Source organism: Streptomyces sp. NPDC001027 (assembly GCF_040299045.1).
GTDB lineage: Bacteria > Actinomycetota > Actinomycetes > Streptomycetales > Streptomycetaceae > Streptomyces.
The window spans coordinates 3661-22522 of sequence record NZ_JBEPBI010000130.1 but is presented as its reverse complement, the minus strand read 5'-3'; the positions used below and the strand labels follow the sequence as shown (position 1 = coordinate 22522).

Sequence of the window (18862 nt, the reverse complement as noted above, 5' to 3'; positions counted from 1 at the left end):
TCGTGGACGATCACGTCCAGGCCGGCCCTGGCGCAGATCTCGGCGATGCCCGCGCCCATCAGTCCGCACCCGACGACGCCGACCCGCCGGATGTCCGTCACGCCGCACCTCTTTCCCGCGAGGGAGGATCGGTCAGGTGGTGAGCCCAGGGACGCAACTGCCGGTCCGCGCCGTGCAGCAGAGTCCCGACGTCGTCGGTGTCGCGGGCGCCGCCGAAGACGTAGTGGTCCGGGCGGGCGAGCACGGCTGCGCACGACCGCTGTCGCATCCAGTCGTCGAGGACCGGTTCTGACTCCCGGTACTCGTCCGGCCGGGCCGGCGTGCCTGCCGTGGTCATGCGGACCAGCCGCAGCGGAAAACCTCCGGCCGCCCGATGGGCGCAGAGCGCCCGCTCGGCCGCAGAGGCGTCTGCGTCGTGCCGGACCACCAGCCGGAAGGCGCTGCCGGTGAACGTGTCGAGCAGACCCGCCTGTCCTCGGACGTCCGTGACCCTGGGCTGCGGCAGCAGCTCACCCCTCGCGGGAGAGCCCGCGGGAGCGAGGAATCCTGCCTCGAGGCCCGGGATGAGGGACTGCCGGACGATTCCCTCGGGTCGTGCCGCCAGTTCGCCGAGCAGTGCGGCGTCGCGTGCCGCGGCGACGGCGTCGTCCCGTTCGCAGATGATCCTGCCGAGCTCCTTGGCCGCCAGCGTCACCTGCCGCACATGCGGTTCCCGTTCCCGCTGGTAGGTGTCCAGCAGCGACTCCTCTGCGACGCCCCGCAGGCGGAGCGCCAGCTTCCACAGCAGGTTGGAGGCGTCGCGGATGCCCTGACACATGCCCTGGGCGAGGAAGGGCGGGGTCATGTGGGCGGCGTCGCCCAGGAAGAACAGCCGTCCGGCGCGCCACTGCCGCAGGACGAGCGCGTGGAAGCGGTAACTGGACGCGCGCCACAGGTCGTAGTCCCCCGCGTCGAGCCAGCGGGAGAGCAGCCCCCGTACGAACTCCTCCCGGGACGCCTCCGCCGGGTCCTCCCCCGGGTTGATCATGAACTCCCAGCGGCGCAGGTTGCCGGGGCCCACGACGAACGTGCTGGGGCGTGCGGTCTCGCAGTACTGGACGTTGGTGCGGGGAAGGTCCTGACCCGCGCCGGAGTGCAGCAGGACGTCCACGACCAGCCAGGGTTCGTCGAACTCCAGGTCGCGCATGTCCAGGCCCAGCGCGGTCCGCAGAGGACTGGCGCCGCCGTCACAGGCCAGGACGTACCGTGCCCGCAGGGTCCTGCGCCTCCCCGAGAGATCGGTCGTCCCGACGCGGGCGCCGCCGTCGTCGAACTGTACGTCCGTCGCCTCCGTGCCGAGGAGTGTCTCGACCCCCGCGCACTGCTCCAGGCGCTGTCGCAGCGCGCCTTCCAACCGTGGCTGGAGGAAGACGTAGTTGGGCGCCCAGCCGAGCGGATGGGGCGGCGGTGCGGCGCCGATGCGTCTGATGACCCGCCCGTCGGCGTTGTGGTACTCGGAGGGCCGGTAGGGCATCACGTGCGGCGCGATCGCGTCGGCCAGGCCGAGGCCCGCGAAGACCCGCATGGCCTCCTGGTCGAAGCCGATGGCACGCGGGCGTGGCTCGACCTGCGTCGCCCGGTCGACCGCGATGACACGAAGCCCCAGGTCATGGGCGAGGTTGGCGGCCGTGGCGCCCACCGGTCCGAGGCCCACGACCACCACATCGGCGTCGAACGTGTCGGTCACCGGAAGGCCGCCTGTCCGGTCAGCGCCTGCCCGATCATCAGCGTGTGCATCTCGACGGTGCCCTCGTAGGTGAGGATCGACTCCAGGTTGTTGGCGTGCCTCATCACCGGATACTCCAGCGAGATGCCGTTGGCGCCCAGCACGGTCCGCGCGCTGCGGCAGATCTCCAGCGCCGCACGGGTGTTGTTGAGCTTGCCGTGGCTGACCTGCTCGGGGCGCAGGCCCCGGTCGTCCTTGGTGCGGCCCAGGTGGAAGGCGAGCAGCGTGCCCTTCGCCAACTCCAGGGACATGTCGGTGAGTTTGGCCTGCGTCAGCTGGAAGGAGCTGATCGGGCGGCCGAACTGGACGCGGTCGCCCGCGTAGGCCAACGCGGCCCGGAAGGCCGACCGGGCGGCGCCCATCGCGCCCCACGCGATGCCGTAGCGAGCCTCGTTGAGGCAGGACAGGGGACCGCGCAGGCCGCGGACCCCCGGCAGGACGGCCGTCGACGGCAATCGAACGGAATCCAGGACGAGTTCACTCGTCGCCGAGGCCCGCAGTGACATCTTGTGCTTGATGGCGGGGGCCGAGAAGCCGGGGGTGTCGGTCGGCACGACGAAGCCGCGGACGCCGTCGTCGGTGCGGGCCCAGACGATCGCCACGTCCGCGACCGAGCCGTTGGTGATCCACATCTTGCGCCCGTCGAGGACCCAGTCTCCCCCACTCTCACGGCGGGCGGCGGTGCGCATGCTGCCCGGATCGGAGCCGGAGTCCGGCTCGGTGAGGCCGAAGCAGCCGATGGCGGTGCCGGCGGCCAGCCTGGGCAGCCACTCCTCCTTCTGTTCTTCCGAGCCGAAGGCGTGGAGCGCGAACATGGCCAGCGAGCCCTGGACCGAGACCAGGGAGCGCAGCCCCGAGTCGGTGGCCTCCAGTTCCAGACAGGCCAGGCCGTAGTCGACGGCGCTCATCCCCGCGCAGCCGTAGCCCTCCAGGTGCATTCCGAGCAGGCCGAGTGCGCCGAGTTCCTTCGTCAGACCGCGGATGTCCTCGATGGCGCCCTGCTCGAACCACTCGGTGATGTGCGGCTCCACGCGCCGGTCGCAGAAGGTGCGGACCGTGTCGCGGACGGCGCGCTCGTCGGGGGTGAGCAGGGTGTCGAGTTCGAGGAGGTCGAGGGGGTCGGCCGGGCGCGGGGTGTGCTGAGCGTGCATCAGGTGTCTCCAGAAGCAGGGAGGTGATGAGAAGGGGAGGCCGCCGGTCAGGGGAGGGACCGGCGGCCTCCGGCTCGGTCGGTCACGCGGAGAGCGTCGGGCTGATGACGAAGTTGCTGAAGCCGCCGTTGCGTCGTGCTATGCCGCCGATGGCCTCGTTGACCCGTTCCAGCGGGAAGACCTGGTGCTCCAGCGGACCGAGGTCGAGAAGGCCTGCGCCCGCCATGTCGGCCATGACCTGGCCCTCGCCGGCGGTGAACCAGGCCGAGCCGACCAGCCGCAACTGCTGGTCCATCATCCGGTGGACGTCGACGGGCAGGTCCCCGGCGACCGCGCCGATGTTCACCGCGATGCCGCCGCGTGCCAGCGCCCGCATGCCGGCCAGGAACGTCTCGTGCGGCGCGCCGGGACCCAGCGCGTCGATGTAGACGTCGGCGCCGTGGCCGTCGGTCTCGGCGCGGATCCAGTCGTCCAGCGGGCCGTCCTGCAGCGAGTGCAGGCGCAGGCGTCCGTCGGCGAGCTTGCCGACCTGGTCGAGCAGGCCCTTGTCGCGGCCGGTGCCGTAGACGTGGGTCAGGCCGAGGGCGGGCGCGAGGAGGGCCGCGCCGATGCCGAGGGTGCCGCTGATGCCGTTGACGAGGACGGTCCTGCCCGGCCCGGCACCGGCCTTGCGGAGCGCGGAGTACATGGTGCCGAGGTAGCCGAAGCGGGCGGCCGCCTCGAAGGACAGCGTGTCCGGCAGTTTCACCAGGGAGTACGCCGGAGCCACCATGTACTCGGCCAGGCCGCCCTGGTAGCGGTCCAGCAGGTCGATCGCTGTCGGTGAGAAGCCGAAGTATCCGGCGAACGCGTAACTGGCGCAGTTGATGGAGTCGTTGTCGCGGCATGACCGGCACGAGCCGCAGGAGCGGCCCGGGTTGACGTACACCCGGTCGCCCGGCTTGAACGCCTGGACGCCCGCGCCGACGGACTCCACCACTCCCGCCGGGTCGAGACCGAAGATCGCCGGCAGGGTCGGCAGGGGGCTGTCCGGGAACCAGGTGGTCCACATGTTCAGGATGTTGGCGAGGTTCGGGACGATGTTGACGGCGTGCACGGCCACGCGGACGTCGCCGGGGCCGGGTTCGGGAACGGGCAGTTCCTCGATCCTCATCGGCTCGCCGACCTTGTGCATCCGCGCGGCTCGCATGGTCGCACTCATGGCGTCTCCTCGGGTACGGGAGGGAGAGACGGCGCCGACGGCACGGTCTCGGGGAGTTTTCGGAGGGTGGGTTCAGTCGTCCAGCAGCGTCGTCAGTCGCGCACGCTGCAGCTTTCCGGTGGCCCCGCGGGGCAGGGCCGGTACGACGCACAGCCGCCGGGGCCACTTGTGCCGGGCGAGCCGGCCGTCGAGATGGGCGCGCAGGTCGTCCAGGGTGGGTGTGCCCGAGTCGGTGACCAGGAAGGCCGTCACCAGTTCGCCCCAGACCGGGTCGGGCGCCCCGGAGACGGCGACCTCGACGACGCCGGGGAAGTCCGCGAGCGCGTTCTCCACCTCGGCGGGGTCGACGTTCTCGCCGCCGGTGATGACGATGTCCTTCAGCCGGCCGACGACCTCCAGCCGGCCGTACGCGTCGAACCGTCCCCGGTCCCCCGTGTGGAACCAGCCCTCGTCGTCGGTCACGGGCACCGTCCCGGCGGCGGTCCGGTACGCGGCGGCCACGGAGGGACCCCGCACCCAGATCTCGCCGGGCGCGCCCACCGGGGCGGGAGATCCGGCCGCGTCCACGATCGTCACTTCGGCCCCTGGGACGGGCGATCCGGTGGAACCGGCCGGGTCGTCGGGCGCGGAGTACGTCACTCCGGCCGCGGTCTCCGTGAGGCCGTAGGAGTCGACCACGCCGATCCCGCGGGCCCGGAACTGCTCGCGGGTGGCGGTCTGGGCCGGTGAGCCTCCGGACAGGATCCAGCGCAGGGTGTCCAGGTCGCCGCCGCGGAAACGGGGATGGCGGGCGAGCAGGGCGGACATGGCCGGTACGGCGAACGCGCACGTGACCCGATGATCGCGGACCAGGTCGATGAACAGGCCGGGCTCGAAGCGGGGGGCCAGGATCACCGTCCCGCGCCGCGCCCAGACGCACTGCGGGAGTCCGCCCAGTACGGCGACATGCGCCAGCGGGGTGGAGATCAGCGCCGTGTCGTTCTCCCCGAAGGGCATCCGGGCCAGGCCGCCGGCCATGCTCCAGTGCAGGTTGTCGTGGGTCAGCGCGACGCCCTTGGGCCGGCCCGAGGTGCCGGAGGTGAACGCGATGACGGCGGTGTCGGACCCGGCCGGAAGGTCGTGGAGGACGGCCTCGGGTCCCTCGTCCTCGGGATGCAGCTCATCCCAGGTCAGGCGCAGTCCGGTGCCTGCGGGGAACCCCTCGTCGGCGACCACCGCCGCCGGTCCGGTCTCCTCGCAGACCACGTCGAGTTCACCGCCGGTCACCTGCGGGTGCAGCGGTACGAGCACCGCGCCCATCCGGGTCACCGCGAACAGTGTGATCAGCGCCTCGGGGCGTGCGGCCCCCTGCATCACCACCCGGTCGCCCCTGCGCACCCCGGACTTGTCGAGCCGGGCGATCGTGCGCCGTACGGCGAGGTCGAGTTCGGTGTAGGTCCAGGTCCGGTCCTCGAAGACCAGTGCGGTCCGGGAACCGGCGTCGGCGGCGCCGCTGACGAGGTGGTCGCCGAATGTGCCGGTCATCCCCGCACCTCCGCGGTACGTCCGGCGCGGGCGAGGGCGCCGAGGGTGGTCCCTGCGAGGTCGGCGGCCGAGATCGGCGTCCGCCGCTCCAGCATCCGGCGGGCGGCAAGGTGCTCGGCGGGCCAGTTCAGCGTCTCGACGGCCACCAGCAGGTCGTCGCGGAAGGAGTACGCGACCAGCCGCTCCGCCGCGTCGCCCGGCGCCACTCGTACCTCGTCACCGCTCGAACGCAGCCCGGCGATCTGCAGCTTGACGTCCCCCTGATCGCTCCAGAACCACGGCAGGCTCCGGTACGGGCCGGCGGTATCGGCGGACCCGGCGATGCGGCGCGCGACCAGCGCGCCCTGGTCGACGGCGTTCTGCACCGACTCGAGCCGAACCGGCCCGTCCGCCTGTGGATGCGGATACCGGGCGCAGTCGCCGACGGCGGAGACACGGGGGTCGGTCACCGAGCGCAGTTGCTCGTCGACCAGCACCCCGTCGCGCACGGCCAGCCCGGCCCGCCGGGCGAGTTCGTCGCGGGGTACCGCGCCGATGCCGTACACGACGAGGTCGGCGGGCAGGACTTCGCGGTCGGTGACGACCCGCTCGACCCGTCCCGTGCCCTCCAGTGCCCGGACGGCCGTGCCGGTGAGGATCCGGACGCCGGCGCGTTCGTGCCGTTGCCGCAGCCACGGTTCGAGTTCGGCCGACACCGCTCGGCCCAGCAGCCGGTCGGCCAGTTCCACCACGGTCACGCGGACACCGTGGGCCAGAGCGGCCCGGGCCAGTTCGAGACCGATGAAGCCGCCGCCGACGACCACGACGTCACGGGCCTTCGTCAGCGCCCGGCCGATCGCCAGAGCCTCGTCGAGGGAGCGCAGGGCGTGCACGCCGGACAGCTCGGCGCCGGGGACGGGCAGCGGACGGTTCCGTGCGCCCGTGGCCAGCACCAGATGGTCGTAGGAGACCCGCGCGCCGGTCCCGGTGAGGACGGTGCGGTCGGCGAGTTCGAGGGAGATCGCCTCGTCCCCGAGCCGCAGGTCGATGTCACGGTCGCGGTAGAAGGACTCGGGAACCAGCTCGACCCGGAGGTCCTGGGGGTCGGTGTGGGCCTTCTTCGACAACGGCGGCCGCTGGTACGGCGGATGGGGCTCGGCGGCGATCACGGTGATCGGGGCCTCGTAACCGGAGGCGCGCAGTGTCGAGGCGACGCTGAACCCGGCCTGCCCGCCGCCCACGACCACCGCACCCGCCGCTGCGCTCGTCATACCTGCTCCTCGGGCACACCGACGACCAGTCCGTCGAGCGGGTCGGTGAGCTGGATCTGACAGCTGAGCCGGCTGGTGGGCCGGCGTTCCGCGGCGGTGAAGTCCAGCATCTCGTCCTCGACCTCGTTCGGCGGGCCGACCAGTTCGGACTGGACGGTGGCGACGTAGACGTGACAGGTGGCGCAGGAGGCGTTTCCCCCGCATTCGGCGACGATGCCCTGAACGCCGTTCGCGACCGCCGCCTGCATGAGCACGGTCCCGGACTCCGCGGTGACCTTGCGTTCGGTCCCGTCGGGCAACTGGAAGATGACGGTGGGCATGCGGTCCTCCCGATGGGGACGGCTCAGGGGGCTTGCCAGGTGACGTTCAGCGAGGTCAGCCCGCGGAACACCCAGCCGTCCAGACGGTCCGGGGTGTTGTCGGCGAGGCGGAGCCCCTTGAGGCGGCTGAAGACGAGGGGCCAGGCGATGGCGCTGACCTCGTGGCGCGCGACCCACGCGCCCATGCAGAAGTGCGGCCCGCCGCCGAAGGCGAGGTGCGGACGGTGCGGCCGGTCCGGGTCGAACTCGTCGGCCCGCTCGAAGACCGATGCGTCCCGGTTGCCGGAGGCGATGACGAGGGCCACGCGGCTGCCGGCCGGCAGCGTCACACCGGCGATCTCATGGTCCTGGGCGAGCTGACGCGGATACATGCCGATCGGCGAGATCCACCGCGCCGTCTCCTCGAAGACCCGCTTCCAGACCGCCGGGTCCTTGAGCACCCGTTCCAGCACCTCGGGTCGTCGCAGCAGCGCCCAGGCCCCGACGCCGAAGACGTCCCGCGGCTCGTTGACGCCTCCGCCGATGACGACCTTGACGTTGTTCTGGATCTCGGCCCGCGACACCGGGTCGGCGGCGTGGACCATGGAGGAGATCACCGAGCCGTCTGGAGTGTCCCTGACGGCGTCGACCGCCTCGGCCACCGCGTCCTCGATGGCCCGGGTCGCCCGCTCGGCGCGCTGCCAGATGTCGGGCTCGTCGGCGTAGTTGCCGTTGGCGGCCATCATCGCCCGTGACCAGTCGGCGATGTCATGGGCGCTCGCGGTGCGCAGGCCCAGGACCAGGGCCAGGTTGGCGGCGGCGAGCGGTTCGGCGAAGTCGGCGATCAGATCGGCCTCGCCGCGGCCCTCGAGCCGGTCGAGCAGTTCGTGCGCGGTGCGCTCGAAGGAGGCCGCCCACAGGTCGCGGACTCGGCGCGGGCGGGTGGGCGGCTCGGCGGCGGCCCGCAGGCGCCGGTGCACCGGGTCGTCCTCGCGGAGCATGTTGGGCCCGACGGTGCGCAGCAGCAGCGAGCCCTCCTCGCGGGAACTGAAGATCTCGGGCAGTTTCTCGGCGCGGACGATGTCCTCGTAACGGGTCAGCAGGTGGCGGCCGACCGAGGGGACCCAGGCCAGCGGCGCGGCGCGGCGCAGTTCGGCGTAGGCCGGGTAGGGGTCGCGGCGCAGCTCGGCGAGGTCGAGCTCGACGACGGGTGCGCCGGGCGCCGCCGTCGTCAGGACGCTCATGACGCCCCGCCCGCGCCGATCAGGACGAAGAAGAGGGTGGCGGGCTCGGCGCCGAGGTTGCGCCAGGCGTGCCGGGTGCCGTTCTGCACGACCAGGTCGCCGGGCTTCAGGACCGCGGTCTCATCGCCGTCGAGGTCGAGGACGATCTCGCCGCTGAGGACGACGCCGTAGTCGACGGTGGGTGTGGTGTGCATGCCCGGGTCGTCGATCTCGAACAGCTCGGCCAGGCCCGGCGTGGCCTCCAGCTGTTCGGCGCCGGCGGCCGCCGGGTCCCATGACGGGTCGGCGTACACGCTCGCCGGCGGGAAGGTGACGGTCAGCGCGACCGTCTCTCCGGGGGCCGGCACATAGGACTTCAGGGACTCCGTCGGGTCGGACGACGGGGTGGCGGGAGCCGTCGTGCTCCACACCAGGGAACGGGCGAAACCGGGGGTGTGGACATACCGGCGCGTGACGGGCGGCTCCCCGTCACTGACGATCACGGGCTTACCGCTGGAACCCACACCTGTGACGACACGACGGACCATGATTCTCTCCCTTGAGAAACCAGGAAATTGTTAGATGTCTGACGGTAAAAGGCCTGACGATTTTCGGGCGCCGACGCCCTGCTGTTTCGGGCACGGGGGTGGTCACTCCGCGGGCGGGGTCTCCTGGTTGACCAAGGTGCGCAGCAGGTGGACCAGTTCACTGAGCTGGTCGTCACGCAGCACCCCGGTCCACGCCCGCTCACGCAGGGTCTGCGCCTCGATAGCCTTGCGCAGCGTCTCCCGCCCGTCCTCGGTCAGCTCGACGAACAGCTGACGGCGGTCGGACTCGACACGCTCACGGCTGACCAGGCCCCGGCTCTCCAGGGTCGACAGGGCGCTGGAGATGCTGGCCCTGGTGGACCCGGAGAACCGGCCGATGTCCTGCTGGCCGAGCGGGCCGTAGACCCAGAGGGCGTTGAGGATCCTGAAGCCCGCCCAGGTCAGGCCGAGGGGCCGGTGGACGTGCTTCTCGAAGTCCTTGGTGAGCCGGGCCTCGAGCCGGGTGAGGTCGGTGACCATCTCGATCGCGTCGAGGTCGCGAGGGTCGGTCGTGCCGAGCTGACGGTGGTGATGGCGCAGCAGTTCCGAGAACTCCCGGGTCCGGCTCGCGCCGGCGATCTCCGTCTCACGTGCGGTGTCGGTCACGATCCGCCGCCCTTTCCTGTGTCCAGCCCGCCACGACCGGATTGACCATAGTGCCCACGCCGGTGACCTCGGTGCGCAGGACCTTGCCCTCGGTCAGGTACAGCCGTGGCGTGCGGCGGACGCCGCAGCCGGCCGGGGTCCCGGTGAAGATCAGGTCGCCGGGTTCGAACGTGACCCGCTTCGACAGCCAGGCGATCAGTTCGGGCACCGGGAAGATCAGGTCCGAGGTACGGCCTCGCTGCACCTCCAGGTCGTCGACCCAGCCCGCGACCTCGATGTCGTCCGGGTCCGCGAACTCGTCGAGGGTGACCAGGTAGGGGCCGATCGGGCTGAAGGTGTCGTACGACTTCGGCAGCGTGAACTGGTTGATCGGCTTGCGCCACTGCTCACGCCGGTCGCTGACGTCCTGTCCGGCGGTCACGCCCGCGACGTGGGACCATGCGTCGGCCTCGGAGATGTTCTTGCCGGTGCGCCCCATGACGACGACCAGCTCCGCCTCGTAGTCGACTCTGTCGTACTGCGGCTCGACCACGATCGCGTCATAGGGGCCGACCACGGACGAGGCGAACTTGGCGAACACCGACGGTTCGTCCGGGACCGGCAGATTCGATTCCTCAGCGTGCGCCCGGTAGTTGAGGGCGACCCCGATCGCCTTGTACGGCTTGGCCACCCGGCCCAGGTCACGGGGCTCGAAGGGCTTCCAATCCGCCTCCGCGGCCCGCTCGGCGAGCGCACGCAGCTCGTCATGGAGGGCGAGGTCGCAGAGCACCTCCAGGCGCGCCTCCACGGCTCCCTTGCTCGCGTCGGCGACGTCGAGGGCGCGGTCGCCCCGCACGACGACGGGTCGGCCGGCGAGGTTGGCGAGCTTCATGCGGGCACTTCCTTCAGGTCGGCGGGGCCGGGCAGGGGCAGGGCGAGCTCGCCCTCGGTCCGTACGCCGAGCGTGTTGATCACGGTGGCGACGGTCAGGTACTGGCCGACGGTGTAGAGGACGTCGATGACCTGTTCGGTGCTCAGGCAGGCGGTCAGCCGGTCCCACAGCCCGTCGTCGACGCCCTGGTGGTCGACGAGCGAGTCGGTGGCGGCCAGCAGGACCCGGTCCAGCTCGCCGAGGCCGTCCCGGGCGCCGGTGGCGGCGGAGAGGATCGTCTCGTCGGCGAGGCCCGCGCGGCGGGCGATCCGCACGTGCTGGTCCCACTCGTAGGCCGCCTGCGCTCGGGCGGCGATCCGCAGGATCATCAGCTCCCGCGAGGCGAGCGGCAGGGTGTTCTTGCCCAGGACGTGGTTGCTGAAGACGAGGTAGCGGCGCAGCGCGTCCTCGTGGTGGGCCAGGGTCGCCCAGATCGCGTAGATCCGGCCGTCCTGATCACGGTAGGGCGCCAGCGACGCCAGCGTCTTCTCCTGCAGATCCGCCTCGTCGACGGGAAGCAGGCGGGGCTTCTCCGGCATCGGAGTCCTCCTCGGCTCGATGACGGCAACGTATTAGCCAGAGCCTTGACCGTCAAGGGTCTAACAAATACGGTCTTCGCCATGACGATCCAGAGTCTTGGGTATGTGGGGATCGGCACGCCCGATCCGGCAGCGTGGGCGCAGTACGCCCGCGACGTGATCGGGCTCGCGGTCGAGAACGGCGAGCCCGACGACCCCGTGCGCCACCGGCTGCGGATGGACCAGCACCCGTTCCGCATGTGGCTCGCACAAGCCCCGGTGGGCGGTGTCACCGTCATCGGCTGGGAGGTCCGCGACACGGCCGCGGTCGACGAGATGACCGTGCGGCTGAAGGAGGCCGGCGTCGATGTGACGGCGGGCACCGAGGAGGAGTGCCGTGAGCGCCAAGTGACCCGGATGGTGCACTTCACCGGCCCGGCGAAGATCCGCACCGAGCTGTTCTGCGGGCGCCGGCTGGCTCCGAGCCAGTTCGTCTCGCCGCTCGGCGTCGACTTCGTGACCGGCGACCAGGGGCTCGGACACGTGGTGATGAAGACGCCGCACGTCCAGGAGGCGGTGGACTTCTACCGCGACGTCCTCGGCTTCCGCCTCAGTGACACCGCCGACTACCCCTGGGGCACCTTCTACTTCCTGGGCTGCAACCCCCGCCATCACAGCGTCGCCTTCGTCCGCTCGTACCGGAACGAGGGCACCCATCACATCCTGTGCGAGGTGACCACACCGGAGGAGGTCGGCCGCGCCCTGGACCGCACGCGCGAGCACGACGTCAAGCTCATGGCCACGCTCGGCAAGCACGCCAACGACGGAATGTTCTCCTTCTACATGACCTCGCCCGCCGGGTTCGGCATCGAGATCGGCGCGGGCGGCGTGCAGGTCGACGAGGCCACCTGGGTGAGCCGCACGTACACGGCCGACGTCTGGGGCCACCACCCGGTCCCGTGACGCGGCCGCAGTCCTTCTCCCCTCGACGAAAGCGGGCCGTATCCCATGCTTCTCGAAAGCCATCTGCAGGACACCTGGGTCGCACCGACGGCCCATGACCCGGCGGCGGTCGACGTCCGCGACGCCGTCACCGGCGAGACCGTCTGCCGCGTCTCCTCCCGGGGCCTCGACCTCGCCGGCGCCTTCGGCCATGCCCGCGACGTCGGCGGCCCCGCACTGCGCGCGCTCACCTTCCACCAGCGGGCCGACCTCCTTGAGGCACTCGCCGGCGCCGTCCGCGCCCGGCGCGAGGAGCTCTACGTCCTCTCCGCCCGCGCCGGAGCCACCCTGAACGACGCCCGCTACGACGTCGACGGCGGCATCCGCGTCCTGCGCGACTACGCCGCGCGCGCCCGCGTCGAACTCCCGGACGCCCCGTACCTCGTCGAAGGTCCCGCCGAACGCCTGGCCCGCGGCGAGGATTTCCTGGGCGTCCACCTCGTCACCCCGTCCCCCGGTCTGATGCTCCAGGTGAACGCCTTCAACTTCCCCGTCTGGGCGCCGTTGGAGAAGCTGGCCCAGGCCGTGCTGGCGGGCATGCCGAGCGTGGTGAAACCGGCCACCCCGACCGCGTACCTCACCGAACGCCTGGTGCGGATCATCACCGACTCCGGCGCTCTGCCGCCGGGGACCCTGCAACTGGTAGCCGGCTCGGTTCGCCCGGCGCTCGACCTGCTCGGTGAGCAGGACGTCCTCTCCTTCACCGGCTCCGCCGCCACCGCCGAGACCCTGCGCACCCACTCCAACCTGGTCGCCCGCTCCGTCCGTTTCAACGCCGAGGCCGACTCCGTCAACGCCGTCGTACTGGCCCCCGACGTCCCGCCGGCATCACCGCTGTTCGAGGCGTTCGTGCGGGAGGTCGTCACCGAGATGACGGTCAAGGCGGGCCAGAAGTGCACGGCCGTCCGCCGTGTCCTCGTACCCCAAAAGCACGAGCGCGCCGCGCTCGACGCGATCGCGTCCCAACTGGCCGAGGCGCCCATCGGCAACCCCGCCGCGGAGGGGGTGCGAATGGGCCCGGTCGTCAGTCTCGCCCAGCGCGAGGACGTACGGCGGGCGGTGCGGGCCATCGCGGCGTCCGGGCGCTTCGTCCACGGCGACCCGGACAAGGTGCGCGTGGTGGACGCCGACCCGGAGCGGGGCGCCTTCCTCGACACCCTGCTGATCTCCGCCGACCCGGACGCCTCCGCACCCCACGAGGTCGAGCCCTTCGGTCCCGCCGCCACCGTCCTCGCCTACCGCGACACCGCCCACGCCACCGCCCTGCTGGCCCGCGGCCGGGGCAGCCTCGCCGCCTCACTGGTCGGCGACGACGTCGCCTGGACGACCTCCTTCGCCCGGGACGCGGCTCCCTGGCACGGCCGACTGCACCTGCTCGACTCGACCAACATGACCCAGACCACCGGCCACGGATCGCCCCTGCCCGCACTCAGGCACGGCGGACCCGGACGGGCCGGCGGAGGATCGGAGTTGGCAGGCGTCAGGGGTGTGGTGGAACTGATGCAGCGCACCGGGGTGCAGGCGTCCCGGCGGATGATGGCCGCGTTCCGGGACCAGTAGTCCGCACCATGGCGGGGCCGCCTCGAGCCTGCGAAGCGCGACCACGGTGCTGTGAACCGCGCAGCTGAAAGCTGTCCGGCCGATCGTTGCCCGGTGCTCACCGTCGGCCGCGGCTGTCCGCGCGGTCCCCATGGCCTGCGCCCATGACCAGCGAGAAACACCTCTCGACCACGAGAGCAGGGGCCGTGCACGGACACGCGTGCGGCCCCTGCCGGCGAGGACGCCGAGCGGGGCCGCCTTCGAAGAGGCGCGGTACCGGTCACCTGCGTCGTCGCGGCACCGCATCGCTGCTCGCTCGGAAGGGCAGGCGGCCACGCGCCCTGCGGCCCGCGGAACCGCTACGGCCCACGGTCCGCGAGCTGGACCGGAAAGGCAGCCGACTTCCGTCGGATCGCCGGTGCCACGGTGACCGACCGAGCGCCGACCGCGAGCGTCGGCCCCGGCCGGTCTCGTTCACAGGAGACACGGGCCACTCGTTCAGGTCACAGAAGCGCCGTACGTCTCACCTGCTCAACCATCCCTCGTACGCTCGTCCATCACAGCAGCGACTCATCAACGGGGGCTCACATGGCCGACTGGAAACTCACCGGCGCCACCATCGGCGTACTCGTCCTCGCCGCAACCGGCTGCGGCCCCGACGACACCACCGGAAGGGGCACGACGCCCACCGCCAACGCTGAGAGGACGGCGTCCAGCGGCAGGAACGAAGCCGAGACGGCGGCCGTCCCCAACCTCGTCGGCATGGGCCTCCAGTCCGCCCAAGACACCTCCCAGGCCGCCGGCTTCTACGCCCTGAAGTCCCACGACGCGCTCGGCCGCGGACGTATGCAGGCCCTCGACCGGAACTGGAAAGTGTGCAGTCAGAACATCGCCGCGGGGAAGAGCGTGCCGACAGACACGAAGCTCGACTTCGGGGCCGTCAAGCTGGAGGAGACCTGCCCCGCGACGGACCAGAAGGCACCGGCCGAAGCAGGCGGGACGATGCCGGACTTCAAGGGCAAGTCCGTGAAGGCTGCCCGTGCGGCACTTGATTCGGGAACGTCCGTCACGGTGAAGGACGCCGGCGAAGACCGGTTCATCCTCGTCGAGTCCAACTGGCAGGTCTGCGGGCAGACTCCGGCCGCCGGGGTGAAGCTGTCCGGGCAGCCGGTGAGCTTCACCGCAGTCAAATTCGGCGAGAGCTGCCCCTGACAGCGCCGGACACGCAGGCACGCAGAACTGCTCGGCGTGCAGAGCCACTCGGCGATGTCTCACCCCTTCAGATGTGCGTCGGCGGCGGTGTCGCGGACTTCGCCGCCGCTGGAGCCGCAGGGGCGGTGCTGTGGTGGGACGTCATCGCGACGGCGGCGATCGCGGTCGCCGCCAGAATCGCGCCAGCGGCGGCCAGGGCCGTCTGCGCGGCCACGCGCGGCGCGTCGGCGCTCGCGAGGTAGATGCCGCCGGCGACTGCGACGCCGAGCGTGCCGCCGAGTTGCTGGACGGCGTTGAGGAGCCCCGCGGCGGAGCCGGTCTCCTGCGGTCCGACGCCACGCAGCGAGGTGGTGAAGAACGGTGGCGTGAACAGGCCGGTTCCCAGGCCTGCGACGGCCAGCGCGAACGGCAGAGCCGCGGGGTACGCGTCGGGGGCGCTTGCCTGATAGGCGAGGACGGACCCGGCCAGGCCGGCGGCGAGGGTGGCGATGCCGGCGTGCATGACGCGGGTTCCGTGGCGCGGCACCAGGTAGGCGCCTGCGGCCCATGACCCGGCGGCCAGTCCGGTCGACCACGGCAGCAGTGTCAGGCCCGCGGTGAGCGGGCCGCGATCGAGACCCAGTTCCAGGTGCAGCACCACGGTGATCATGACGGCGTTCATGACGGTGAAGAACAGCGCCGAGGTGGCCAGCGCCGCCGGAAAGGCGCGACCGCGCAGCAGCGCCGGTTCGATCAACGGGGTCCGACCCGGGCGGGCGGTGCGGCGCTGGTGGGCGACGAACAGCATGAGGACGGCGATGCCTGCTGCGGCGGTGGCCCAGGCCGCCGAGCCCGGGGTCCCGGTGGCCAGTGGACACACGGTCAAAGCAGTGCCGGCCGTCGCCAGCACGGTCCCGGTCGGGTCCAGGCGCGGTCGGGACGGGGCGCGGTCCTCACGCAGGCGCGGCGCGATCGCCAACACGGCGGCGGCGAGAGGAAGGTTGACCAGGAAGACCGCGCGCCACGACGACCCGAGCACGTCGGCGTTCGTCAGGACTGCGCCGAGCACCGGCCCCAGTACGGCGGACAAGCCCATGACCGGGCCGATGGCGCCGAGTGCCTTGGGCAGTTCGTCGCCGTCGAACATCGCGCGGATCAGCCCGAACGTCTGCGGGATGATCAGCGCGGCTGCGGCGCCCTGCAGCGCGCGCAGCCCGATCAGCGTCTCGGGGGTCGGGGCGAGTGCACACGCCAGCGAGGTGGCGGCGAACGCGGCGACGCCGATACGGAAGACACGGCGGCGGCCGGCGATGTCGCCCAGTCGGGCGCCGGTCAGCAACCCGAGGGCGAACGCGAGCGTGTAGGAGGCGCTGAACCACGGGATGCCGGCGCTCGCTCCGCCCAGTTCGGCGTGGATGACGGGGCCGGCGACCTGGACGATCGTCGCGTCGAGAAGGTTCATGGCCTCGGCGACCAGCACCGCCGCCAGGGCAAGCCACCGCCACCGGTACGCGGGCCCCGAGGCCGCGAGCTTCGACACCGCGGACTCCGGTACGGAGTCGGGTTGCGGTCGGGTCGCAGCGTCTGCCGAGGGGGCCGGCGCGGGGGGCGGGTCCACGTCCGGGCCGGGATGGCGCGGGTCGGCCGGTGTGTTGCGGTGCGTGGTGCGGGACATGCTCTCTCTCCCTGCGGTGTCCGGGACGACGGCCCGCCCCGGCGAGGCGGCCGGTGACCACCGTGTCGCGCCACCGGCCCGGGCTTCCTTTTCTCGACTGGACAGGGGTGATTACTTCCATCTGGGGCAGCTAATTTGATGGATATGCTCATCCTGGATGACCTCGATCGCTGCCTGATCCATGCCCTGCAGCTTGATGGGAGGGCGCCCTTCACGCTCGTCGCCGACGTACTCGGCTCCTCCACACAGACCGTGGCGCGCCGCTATCGCCGCCTGTACGCGCAGGCGGGACTGCGCGTGGTCGCGCTGCCCGCGCCGCGCAGCTCCGGCACGCACCAGTGGTTCGTGCGGCTGACGGCCGCGACGCGTACTGCGCACGACATCGCAGTCGCGCTGGCACGCCGTCCGGACACGTCGTGGGTGCGGCTGACCTCCGGCGGCACCGAAATCGTGGCGATCATCCACACCACGCCCGCGGGCCCGGACGCCCACGCGCTGCTGCTGCGCGACATCCCGCGCACCGCGGGGATCACCGCGGTCTCCGCGCACTACTTGCTGCACACCTACTTCGGAGGTCCGACCGCGTGGCGCGGCCGTGTCGAGGCGCTCGACCCCGCGCAGCAGGCGCGGCTGCGCGCCGAGAGCGGTACGGGCCTCGGTCCGGCGACCGCCCGCGCGCACGCCACCGCGGTGGCGGCCCAAGGCGAGCCGGCGGCGGGAGCCGGGCCGGAGGAGGGGGCGCCCGCGTACCTGCTCACCGACGCCGATCGCCGGCTGCTGGACGCGCTGCGCGACGACGCCCGCATCAGCTACGCCGACCTGGCCGCCGCCACCGGCTCGACCGCGTCCACGGTGGCTCGCAGGCTCGCCGAACTGCGAGCGCGCGGCGCGGTGTTCTTCGACGTGGACGTCGACCCGGCGCTGTTGGGCGTCACCGTCTCGGCGTTGCTGTGGATGCAGGTGGCGCCCGCACGACTGGACGAGGTCGCCACCGCGCTGGCCGGGCACGAGGAACTGGCGGTGGTCGCGGCGACGACCGGTCCGACGAACCTGGTCGCACACGCGCTGTGCCGGGACGCCGCGGAACTGCACCACTACCTGACCCGGAGGGTGGCGTTGGACGCGATCGCGCGGATCGAGACCGCGCCGGTGCTGCGCACGTACAAAGCCGCAGCGACCCTGCGAACGACCTGAGCAGGTCGGCGACTGGCGTCCCGCCGGCAATGCCGCTGGATGTGTCGCTGTGTGAGATCCGGGGCGGCTGCCGGAAAGTGGTCCCAGCCCTGCGGTGTGAATGAAGGAGCGGACAGGGAGACCGAAGCGGACTGCCACGTCGTCCGGCCGGTCGAGGCCGGGGGCGGCGGGCGGTGACGGTCTGTGTCAGGGTCCTGTGGTGAACGGGCTGATGCCTTGGCGCGGCTGGGGTGACGCCGGGCGGATGCGGATCAGCCCGTGCTCGCACATGGCTGCCGGCAGGGCCCGGCACCGCCGCTCAGGGTGCGGAAAGACAGGACGCCGGGGTCTTACTCACGGTCGGCCGGTTTCCGCCGTGTGACAGGAACGTTGACAGCCCGGCATCAGCGCCTCAGGATGTCAGCCACTCACTCCGTCCCAGGTCACGGAGACGCTGTCCCCACCGATTGAAACGTTTTAAGGACTCGCCGTGCCGCCTGTAGCCCCTCCCTCCCGCGCTGCCCGAAGACACCGGAGATCCCGCACAGCGGGAACCCCGCGCTCTCTTCTGACGGTCCTGCTCACCGTTTGCTTCGCTGTCTTCGGCGGCGTGACCGGACAGCTTCCCCTGGCGAGCGCCGCCCAGGACACTCCCGCGGCGCTGACCGTGAACAGCCTGACGACGCCGGTCGACGTGGCCCCCGACTCCACCCCGCTGCTCGGCTGGCAGGTCGGCGGCGACCGGCAGACCGCGTACCGGATCCAGGTCGCCACGACCTCATCCGCCCTGACCGGCACTCCTGACATATGGGACTCGGGCCAGGTCACCTCCGCGACCGACGGCAACGTCTCCTACGGCGGCCCGGCCCTGACGGCCTCCTCCGGCTACTTCTGGCGGGTCCGGACGTGGGACTCCTCCGGTGCGGCTTCCCCCTGGTCCGCGGCGGCGTTCTTCGGCACCGGGCCGGGCGCCGCCTGGCCAGGCGCCACCCCGATCTGGAGCGGCGCCCCCACGGCGTGGACGGACTACACGTTCCAGGGCAGTTTCGTCATCAACGCCAAGTACGCCAGCGTCACCTTCCGCGCCCAGGACACCAGCAACTACTACCTGTGGCAGTTCAAGGGCAACGGCGAGAACACCATCGCCCCGCAAGTTCAGAAGAACGGAACCTTCACCGCACTCAAGACCGCGACAGCCCTCCCCTTCGCCCTCACCACCGGCTCCACCTACGACTTCCGCATCGTCGC

The 18862-nt window shown here is 71.7% G+C and carries 18 protein-coding genes and 1 pseudogene; 5 read left to right on the top strand and 14 right to left on the bottom strand.

All coding sequences use genetic code 11. The annotated features are described in order from the left end of the window. The 12 genes from ABT300_RS28395 to ABT300_RS28340 all read right to left on the bottom strand — a co-directional run. Positions 1-101 (bottom strand): 3-hydroxyacyl-CoA dehydrogenase NAD-binding domain-containing protein (locus tag ABT300_RS28395; RefSeq protein ID WP_351681356.1); only part of this gene is annotated, 101 nt, incomplete at its 3' end. Next, positions 98-1726 carry a bifunctional 3-(3-hydroxy-phenyl)propionate/3-hydroxycinnamic acid hydroxylase gene (locus ABT300_RS28390; protein WP_351681353.1) on the bottom strand — a complete coding sequence of 543 codons (1629 nt, stop codon included), beginning with the start codon at positions 1724-1726 and terminating at the stop codon, positions 98-100. The genes ABT300_RS28395 and ABT300_RS28390, both read right to left, overlap by 4 nt. Next, positions 1723-2916 (bottom strand): acyl-CoA dehydrogenase family protein, encoded by a 1194-nt coding sequence (locus ABT300_RS28385; RefSeq protein WP_351681350.1) that lies wholly within the window; start codon positions 2914-2916, stop codon positions 1723-1725. The genes ABT300_RS28390 and ABT300_RS28385 overlap by 4 nt, the downstream gene beginning before the upstream one ends. 82 nt (positions 2917-2998) lie before the next feature. Then, positions 2999-4117 carry an alcohol dehydrogenase catalytic domain-containing protein gene (locus ABT300_RS28380; protein ID WP_351681347.1) on the bottom strand — a complete coding sequence of 373 codons (1119 nt, stop codon included), beginning with the start codon at positions 4115-4117 and terminating at the stop codon, positions 2999-3001. 72 nt (positions 4118-4189) lie between these two features. Beyond that, a complete protein-coding gene (locus tag ABT300_RS28375) occupies positions 4190-5641 on the bottom strand; it encodes a class I adenylate-forming enzyme family protein (RefSeq protein ID WP_351681345.1) in 1452 nt (483 codons plus the stop codon). Then, a complete protein-coding gene (locus ABT300_RS28370) occupies positions 5638-6891 on the bottom strand; it encodes an NAD(P)/FAD-dependent oxidoreductase (protein ID WP_351681342.1) in 1254 nt (417 codons plus the stop codon). The genes ABT300_RS28375 and ABT300_RS28370 overlap by 4 nt, the downstream gene beginning before the upstream one ends. Beyond that, on the bottom strand, positions 6888-7211 hold the full coding sequence (locus ABT300_RS28365) for a 2Fe-2S iron-sulfur cluster-binding protein (protein ID WP_351681339.1): 324 nt from the start codon (positions 7209-7211) through the stop codon (positions 6888-6890). The genes ABT300_RS28370 and ABT300_RS28365 overlap by 4 nt, the downstream gene beginning before the upstream one ends. Positions 7212-7234: 23 nt before the next feature. Continuing rightward, a complete protein-coding gene (locus ABT300_RS28360; RefSeq protein WP_351681336.1) occupies positions 7235-8434 on the bottom strand; it encodes a cytochrome P450 in 1200 nt (399 codons plus the stop codon). After that, entirely contained in the window at positions 8431-8961 is a 531-nt protein-coding gene (locus ABT300_RS28355) for a cupin domain-containing protein (protein WP_351681333.1), read from the bottom strand. Before ABT300_RS28355 ends, ABT300_RS28360 begins: the two co-directional genes overlap by 4 nt. A 102-nt stretch (positions 8962-9063) precedes the next feature. Continuing rightward, complete coding sequence (locus ABT300_RS28350; protein ID WP_351681330.1) at positions 9064-9606, bottom strand: MarR family winged helix-turn-helix transcriptional regulator; 543 nt, start codon at positions 9604-9606, stop codon at positions 9064-9066. Continuing rightward, entirely contained in the window at positions 9587-10477 is an 891-nt protein-coding gene (locus ABT300_RS28345) for a fumarylacetoacetate hydrolase family protein (RefSeq protein ID WP_351681327.1), read from the bottom strand. Before ABT300_RS28345 ends, ABT300_RS28350 begins: the two co-directional genes overlap by 20 nt. Then, positions 10474-11055, bottom strand: a complete 582-nt coding sequence (locus ABT300_RS28340) for a carboxymuconolactone decarboxylase family protein (RefSeq protein ID WP_351681324.1) — start codon at positions 11053-11055, stop codon at positions 10474-10476. Before ABT300_RS28340 ends, ABT300_RS28345 begins: the two co-directional genes overlap by 4 nt. Positions 11056-11136: 81 nt before the next feature. Between ABT300_RS28340 and ABT300_RS28335 the strand changes: the two genes are divergently transcribed. Both ABT300_RS28335 and paaZ read left to right on the top strand, forming a co-directional pair. Then, positions 11137-11997 carry a VOC family protein gene (locus ABT300_RS28335; RefSeq protein WP_351681321.1) on the top strand — a complete coding sequence of 287 codons (861 nt, stop codon included), beginning with the start codon at positions 11137-11139 and terminating at the stop codon, positions 11995-11997. Positions 11998-12042: 45 nt separating this feature from the next. Further along, on the top strand, positions 12043-13596 hold the full coding sequence (paaZ, locus tag ABT300_RS28330) for a phenylacetic acid degradation bifunctional protein PaaZ (RefSeq protein WP_351681318.1): 1554 nt from the start codon (positions 12043-12045) through the stop codon (positions 13594-13596). 259 nt (positions 13597-13855) lie between these two features. On the opposite strand, the pseudogene ABT300_RS28325 reads toward paaZ, so the two are convergent. After that, positions 13856-13969: pseudogene (locus ABT300_RS28325) on the bottom strand (DUF6411 family protein); the annotation flags it as partial. Positions 13970-14163: 194 nt separating this feature from the next. Here ABT300_RS28325 and ABT300_RS28320 point away from each other — a divergent pair. Further along, on the top strand, positions 14164-14787 hold the full coding sequence (locus ABT300_RS28320; protein ID WP_351681315.1) for a PASTA domain-containing protein: 624 nt from the start codon (positions 14164-14166) through the stop codon (positions 14785-14787). Between the two features lie 67 nt (positions 14788-14854). Here ABT300_RS28320 and ABT300_RS28315 read toward each other — a convergent pair whose 3' ends face one another. Further along, a complete protein-coding gene (locus ABT300_RS28315) occupies positions 14855-16441 on the bottom strand; it encodes an MFS transporter (RefSeq protein ID WP_351681312.1) in 1587 nt (528 codons plus the stop codon). A 144-nt stretch (positions 16442-16585) separates the two neighbouring features. On the opposite strand from ABT300_RS28315, the gene ABT300_RS28310 reads away from it, so the two are divergent. Together ABT300_RS28310 and ABT300_RS28305 are read left to right on the top strand one after the other, a co-directional pair. Then, positions 16586-17635, top strand: coding sequence for an Lrp/AsnC family transcriptional regulator (locus ABT300_RS28310; RefSeq protein ID WP_351681310.1), 1050 nt, complete (start codon positions 16586-16588; stop codon positions 17633-17635). 589 nt (positions 17636-18224) lie between these two features. Continuing rightward, positions 18225-18862, top strand: a 638-nt coding sequence (locus ABT300_RS28305; RefSeq protein WP_502978009.1) for a glycoside hydrolase family 78 protein, incomplete at its 3' end; no start/stop codon positions are given.